Annotated in this window: 6 protein-coding genes; 2 read left to right on the top strand and 4 right to left on the bottom strand. The window is 32.4% G+C overall.

The window, feature by feature from the left end:
• Positions 1–586: 586 nt before the first annotated feature.
• The 3 genes from serS to LrDSM24759_RS06950 form a co-directional block, all read right to left on the bottom strand.
• Positions 587–1,897: a serine--tRNA ligase gene (gene serS, locus LrDSM24759_RS06940; RefSeq protein ID WP_117118768.1), complete on the bottom strand. Its 1,311-nt coding sequence runs from the start codon at positions 1,895–1,897 to the stop codon at positions 587–589.
• Between the two features lie 209 nt (positions 1,898–2,106).
• Positions 2,107–2,661 carry a GNAT family N-acetyltransferase gene (locus LrDSM24759_RS06945; protein ID WP_117118769.1) on the bottom strand — a complete coding sequence of 185 codons (555 nt, stop codon included), beginning with the start codon at positions 2,659–2,661 and terminating at the stop codon, positions 2,107–2,109.
• Between the two features lies 1 nt (position 2,662).
• Complete coding sequence (locus LrDSM24759_RS06950; protein ID WP_117118770.1) at positions 2,663–3,262, bottom strand: TVP38/TMEM64 family protein; 600 nt, start codon at positions 3,260–3,262, stop codon at positions 2,663–2,665.
• A gap of 182 nt (positions 3,263–3,444) precedes the next feature.
• Here LrDSM24759_RS06950 and LrDSM24759_RS06955 point away from each other — a divergent pair, with 182 nt between their 5' ends.
• Both LrDSM24759_RS06955 and LrDSM24759_RS06960 read left to right on the top strand, forming a co-directional pair.
• Positions 3,445–4,242 (top strand): alpha/beta hydrolase fold domain-containing protein, encoded by a 798-nt coding sequence (locus LrDSM24759_RS06955; protein WP_117118771.1) that lies wholly within the window; start codon positions 3,445–3,447, stop codon positions 4,240–4,242.
• The gene (locus tag LrDSM24759_RS06960) at positions 4,229–5,077 is read left to right on the top strand and encodes a helix-turn-helix domain-containing protein (protein ID WP_117118772.1); all 849 of its coding nucleotides are present in this window, start codon (positions 4,229–4,231) and stop codon (positions 5,075–5,077) included. The genes LrDSM24759_RS06955 and LrDSM24759_RS06960 overlap by 14 nt, the downstream gene beginning before the upstream one ends.
• Positions 5,078–5,120: 43 nt before the next feature.
• On the opposite strand, the gene LrDSM24759_RS06965 is transcribed toward LrDSM24759_RS06960, so the two are convergent.
• The gene (locus LrDSM24759_RS06965; protein ID WP_117118773.1) at positions 5,121–6,107 is read right to left on the bottom strand and encodes a zinc ribbon domain-containing protein; all 987 of its coding nucleotides are present in this window, start codon (positions 6,105–6,107) and stop codon (positions 5,121–5,123) included.
• Positions 6,108–6,187: the final 80 nt, after the last annotated feature.

Below are 6,187 nucleotides of genomic sequence, written 5' to 3' on the forward strand. Positions count from 1 at the left end.
TGAGCTTGAAATAGCTCATGATATTTTTTAATTTGTTATCACAAATTTATTGCTTGCGAATTGACTTCGCTTATTGATTGGGGTTAAAAACCCCGCACACTTTTCAGCGAAACTTTGTTCAGTTTTCAAGGTACTACCAGCTGACTAAGTCAGCTTAATAATTATAACACACATATTTTCATTATGCAAGAACTTTTTTGAATTATTTTTCAAAAGAAGTTTAAAACTTGCAGTTGAATTAGTGCTTTATAATTGTAACAAAAATGTAATAATTTTGTCAAGAACTTTTTTCATTTCTTTTTTAAAACATTTTTGTTTGCTTCTTAAAAATGAAGCTTAATAAATATATCATCATTTTTAATGTTTGGCAAGAACTTTTTTGAATTATTTTTAGTTCAAATTGCTTACCTCTCGTTGAAGCATTTAATACTTTACATGCATCTGGAATAAATGTCAACACTTTTTTAGCATTTTTTTGCTTAGAGTGCTAAAAATGTTCTTCAGACCTTGCTATAACTGGATTTAATTAACAAAAAAAGAGAAGTCAATTAAAACTTCTCTTTCAATCTATAAATTATTAAATTTATTATTTACCCAATTTTGCTTGTTTAGTAATAGTCTTCATTCCATTCATATATGGTACCAATACATCAGGTACTGTTACGCTGCCATCTTCATTTTGGTAGTTTTCTAAAATTGCTGCTACTGTTCTACCAACAGCTAAACCTGAACCATTTAAAGTATGTGCTAAATGAAGCTTACCATCTTCATCACGATAACGAATTTGAGCACGACGAGCCTGGAAATCAGTACAGTTAGAACAACTAGAAATTTCACGATACTTATCTTGGGCTGGCATCCATACTTCGAGATCAAATGTTTGAGCACTAGTAAAACTTGCATCCCCAGTAGACAATGCAACAACATGGTATGGAAGACCTAATTTTTCTAAAAGGTCACCCGCATTCTTGGTTAACTTATCTAGTTCATCCCAAGAATTTTCAGGTTTTACTACTTTAACCATTTCTACTTTTCTAAATTCGTGCATTCTAATCAAACCACGAGTATCACGACCAGCAGAACCAGCTTCACTTCTAAACGCTGGAGATAAGGCAGTTACATTAACAGGCAACTTATTACCATCTAAAATTTCTCCGCGGAAGTAGTTAACAAGAGGTACTTCAGCAGTAGGAATTAAAGTTAATTCACGTGGCTTATCAGGATCATCATTATCAACAATGGTATAAACATCTTCAGTAAACTTAGGGAATTGGCCAGTTCCTTGCATCGAGTCTCTATTTACTAAATATGGAGGAATAACTTCAGTATAACCAGCTTTCATATTTTCATTTAAGAAGAAGTTAAAGACAGCACGCTCTAACATTGCTCCTGCCCCAATATAGTAGGCGAAACGTGCGCCAGATACTTTAGCAGCTGTATCCCAATCTAAAATATTTAAATCAGTACCAATTTCCCAATGTGGTTTTGGAGTGAAATCAAATTTTGTAGGTTCATTCCATTTACGAACTTCTTGATTGTAACTTTCATCTGGACCAACTGGTACTCCATCAGCAGGAAAGTTTGGTAAACGAAGTAAAATATAATTTTGCTTTTCAGTTAACTCATCTACTTCTTTATCTAGTTCCTTAATTTCTTTACCCACTTCACGCATTTGTTTAATTGCATCGCTAGCATCTTCTTTATTACGCTTAGCTTGAGCAATTTGATCAGAAACTTCATTACGCTTTTGCTTTAAAGTTTCACTTTTATTTAAAGTTTCACGTCTCTTTTTATCAATTTCTACTAATTCGTCTAATTCTTCTGGCTTAACTCCTCTAGTAGCTAACTTATCTTTTGCCCAATCGAGCTTTTCGCGGATAACTTTAATATCTAACATAATTACCTCCTAAAATACAAAAAAGTCGACTCATCCCACTATGGGACGAATCGACTTCACACGGCTTCGCGGTACCACCCAAATTTGGTTATACAACCACAACTCTAAAAGCGATAACGGTGCTAACCGTGTAGCATTGCCTACCCACTATTGAAATCTGGAAACGACATCCGCTTGCTCTCACCAACCGCAAGCTCTCTGAAGCTGTCTTAGGATTTCGTGTTTAACTGCATTTTATCATACCAATCATCTGGTGTTAACAAAAAATATTTTTCTTCAAAACCAATTGTATCAGAAAATTGTTTAAAATCTGCGGTATAAATATATTTGAATCCAAGTTTTTCTAAAATATTTTGTGAACTCTGATTTGTTGGAAAAGTACCTGCCCAAAGTTGCTGTTGTTTTAATTCGCCAAAAGCATAATTAATCAAGACTATCAAAGCTTCAGTCATCAAGCCTTGATGCCAATACTTTTTATCAAGCATAAAACCTAAATCTTTTGTCACTAATAATCCAGCTTGCTCATCAAGTCCTCGTTCATAAAGTTCAACTAGTCCAATCATTTTTTTAGTCTTTTTTTCAATTATAGCAAAGCTATATGGTCTTTTATGATACTGATTGGCTGCCCTTTGCGCTTGCTTTATATCATCAAATTTTTCAAATCCTGCAGTTTGATGATATATATCATCTTGTCCCCATTTAAGTAAGGTGGGTGCATCCGTAGACTCTATCTTACGTAAAAAAATTCTTTCACTTTCAATCAATTTATTTACCTACTAATTTAACGATCCATTTAGCTCCATATAGTAATCCCAAACTGTAAGCTGCAATTGTCCAGGGTTTACCTAATAAAATTATCCAGATATAAGTAGAAACTTTCATATCTGTTAAACCAGAAATCATGCATAAAACATCATCTGGAGCTGCTGGAGCCACAATACAAATCGCAAAGAACCAATTATATTTCTTTTGATTTTTAGTCCATTTCATGTATTTCTCATAGGTTTCTTCAGAAATTAAATGGAGAATAAACGGTTTACCATAATAGCGTGCTAAAAAGAATAAAATAATCGAACCAATACATATGCCGACGTAATTATAGACAAATCCCCACCAAGGCCCAAAGAAAATAACTCCTCCTAGCAAAGATACCCCGCCGGGAATTACTGGTATCACCACTTGAATTATTTGAATTAAAACAAAAATAAGTGGCCCAATAATTTGTTTATTCGCTAAGTAAGCTTTCATCTTAGCCTGATCAGTAAATATTCCTAATTTATACCAATAAATACATAACAAAATTAGGATAATAGTAGTTATGATAGTAACAATATTTATCAAGCGGCGACTTGTTTTGGTAGACATTTTTTCAACTCCTTAAACGTTAAAATTATTATACAAGAAAAGACTGTAAAATAAATAATTCACGTGTTTTTTATCCTAACTTTGCTCTTAAATTTAAGAAATTATCATTAGTCAAACTACTATCTTGTTTATTTTTATTTTATAATATATACGGATTATAAAATAACAAAAAGAGGAAGCCTATGGTTGTAATTAAAAAAGACATCATATATGACAATACTCATAATCTTAAGACCGATATTTATTTTCCAAATAACACTACTACCAAAACAAAAATTATGATTTTTTGGCATGGTGGTGGTTGGTTCAGAGGTGACAAGGAAGCCGTAAAATGGCTTGGCATTAAATTGGCCAATGCAGGTTTTATGACCTTAATTCCTAATTATCGCCTAGCCCCAAAAAACAAATTTCCCGCTGCTCATGAAGATGCCAAGTATTTTGTAAATTGGCTCTTCGATTCACAATATACCGATCAGGATGATCGACATAATATTGTGCAAATTGGTGCAAGTTCTGGAGGAACTCTTGCACTTTATCTTGCCGGATTATATGGTTTTCCGACTGTTACTTGGTCAGCGCCAGTTAATTTTTCGGCATGGATTAAAGACCATGCACAAGTAAAACCAGCAAAGGATGCTAAAAAAGAATTAGGGTTAACTAAACAAGCGAATATCAATCAAGCTTTTTATAAATACTTCACCCTAACTTATGCTAACCCACCTGATTTACCAAAATTAGATGCTGATAATTATAATTATAATAATTTGAGTCATCTATTTATGATTAATTCAGCTCAAGAATTAACCGAGCTTTCAGATGTATTAACATTAATTAAAAAGTTGGCTGCACTTGATCATACGATTCAACTCTTAGTAGTCAAAGGATCAAGACATGCAATGGATTATGCTAATGATTATCTAGACGAATCACTAGATTTTCTTTTTCAAGCTTTAAAGGGATTAAAAGATGATAGACATTAAAAAATTTATTTTAACCAGAAAAAAACTTGGACTTTCTCAAAATGAATTATGTGAAGGAATCTGTACGCAATCTACGTTAAGTAAATTTGAAAATAATGGCCGCATTCCTTCTTTGAAAATACTTAATAGTCTATGTGCACGAATGAATATTAATCTTAGCGATATTATGAGTGATGCACAAAGTAATGATATTGAAAGTAAACTCTCCGAAGCAGATTATGCTAGTGACGTCTTCGATTTTCCAAAAGTTGCACGTTTACTAAGTCAAATTCCCAAAAATGAATTAATTAGACAAGAAGATATCTTCCATTATGATTATTTACGCGGAATTTTAGCTTTAGAGTTGGAACATAATCAAACAGATGCATTGTACTGTTTCACTTCAATTTTAGAATCTCCAAAATTGAAACGAGGAAGTATCTTTCATCTTCTTGCTTTGAGTGGTTGTGGCCAAGTTTATGAATTTCAGGATGAACTAGAAAAAGCACAACAATATTATGATTTAATTAGCGCTGAGATTCGCGAAGATAGCATTTTAAATGCACCTAAAAATCTTCAAATTCTTTCTATTCTTTACCATGCTGGAAAGTTTTACAGTAAAGAAAAAGATTATCAAACTTCTAATAAATTATTAAATTATGGCTATCAAATCTGTGCTACTCAGCATGTTACTTTTTACTTAGGCAGAATCCTTTTCTGTCTTGCCGAAAATGGTAAGGCCCAAGAAATGAATGCTAAACAAGTTGAAACCTATATTAATGATGCGGCAGCTTTTGCACGCCTTTACAATAATCGTGTTCTATTGCAAAAAATTAACCAATTTCAAATAGCCTAATATCTAAAAATAGGTCCTGGTTTTTATGAACCAGGACCTATTTTTAATTGACTTTTTTATTTTTTAAACTTCGCCAAGAAAGCCAAGTAGTTAATATACTTGAAATTAGCAACATGTAAGTTGAAATACCAAAAGAAATAATATTATCCATAATTTGCTTTAAATATCCAGTTGCATGTGAATTAAGAATTCCTAGCGAACTACCTACATTTCTAAAAATAAGTTCAAACGCTACTAATACTAAAAAAATAGTCTCAACTAGAGATAAGAAAAAAACTAATCTCTTACTGTGATTTTTATTCTTAATAGTTAAAACAATAATTGCAATCGGAACTGCAAGGAAAAGTAGAAGTAAGCCATATCCAATTAAACTATATTCACCGCCTAATCCAGCAATATTCACTAAAACCTTAGTAATTGAAGAAGATGGAACACTATTTAAGGAAGTTGATGCAAATGGGCCAAAAAAGATGACAAATAAACTTATACATGCCATCAGCATTATTCCCAATTGCATCAAACTCAGTTTATTTCTTTTTGAAGGTTGAATATCATGAACTAATGGCTTCTTCCCATACTCGCTTCGTTTATTTTTGATTCTTTCTTGTCGCTCTTCAACAGAATTGGCTACATTAGAGCCCACCTGATTAACTTTCTCTGCTAATCGTCGATCAGCAGTATATTGTTCCGTCTTAGGGTGACGTTGGCATATAATAAAAAGCCAAATCATGAGTGCAAAGAAAGTTAACCAAGCTAGCGGACGTGAAAAACTCATTAGGATTAATAAACCAATACCTGTTAAAAATACAATAATTGCATTTACTTGAATCCAATTAATCATTGCCGCAATAGTTGGGTTTTGCTTTTTGGGAAGAAAAACTGGTTGCTTTGAGGCATCATGATTTTCTTGGTGGTTTATATCATTATGCTTAGTAAAATAAGCAGTATTAAATTTTTCTAAATCAAAATTACAATAAGGACAGCGCTCAGCGTCAACCTTAACCTTTTGACCACAGTTTGGGCATTTCATCTAAATCTTCCTTATACTTTTAAATTATTTAAATAAATTATAGCATGGTTATAGAAAATTATTTGTGAATAAAAAGATAA

The organism is Lactobacillus rodentium, from assembly GCF_003423665.1.
GTDB lineage: Bacteria > Bacillota > Bacilli > Lactobacillales > Lactobacillaceae > Lactobacillus > Lactobacillus rodentium.

Bases quoted from the DNA above. Each gene is read 5' to 3' on its own strand.
- serS (WP_117118768.1), bottom strand. From the start codon at position 1,897: ATGTTAGATATTAAAGTTATCCGCGAAAAGCTCGATTGGGCAAAAGAT.
- LrDSM24759_RS06950 (WP_117118770.1), bottom strand. From the start codon at position 3,262: ATGTCTACCAAAACAAGTCGCCGCTTGATAAATATTGTTACTATCATA.
- LrDSM24759_RS06955 (WP_117118771.1), top strand. From the start codon at position 3,445: ATGGTTGTAATTAAAAAAGACATCATATATGACAATACTCATAATCTT.
- LrDSM24759_RS06960 (WP_117118772.1), top strand. From the start codon at position 4,229: ATGATAGACATTAAAAAATTTATTTTAACCAGAAAAAAACTTGGACTT.
- LrDSM24759_RS06965 (WP_117118773.1), bottom strand. From the start codon at position 6,107: ATGAAATGCCCAAACTGTGGTCAAAAGGTTAAGGTTGACGCTGAGCGC.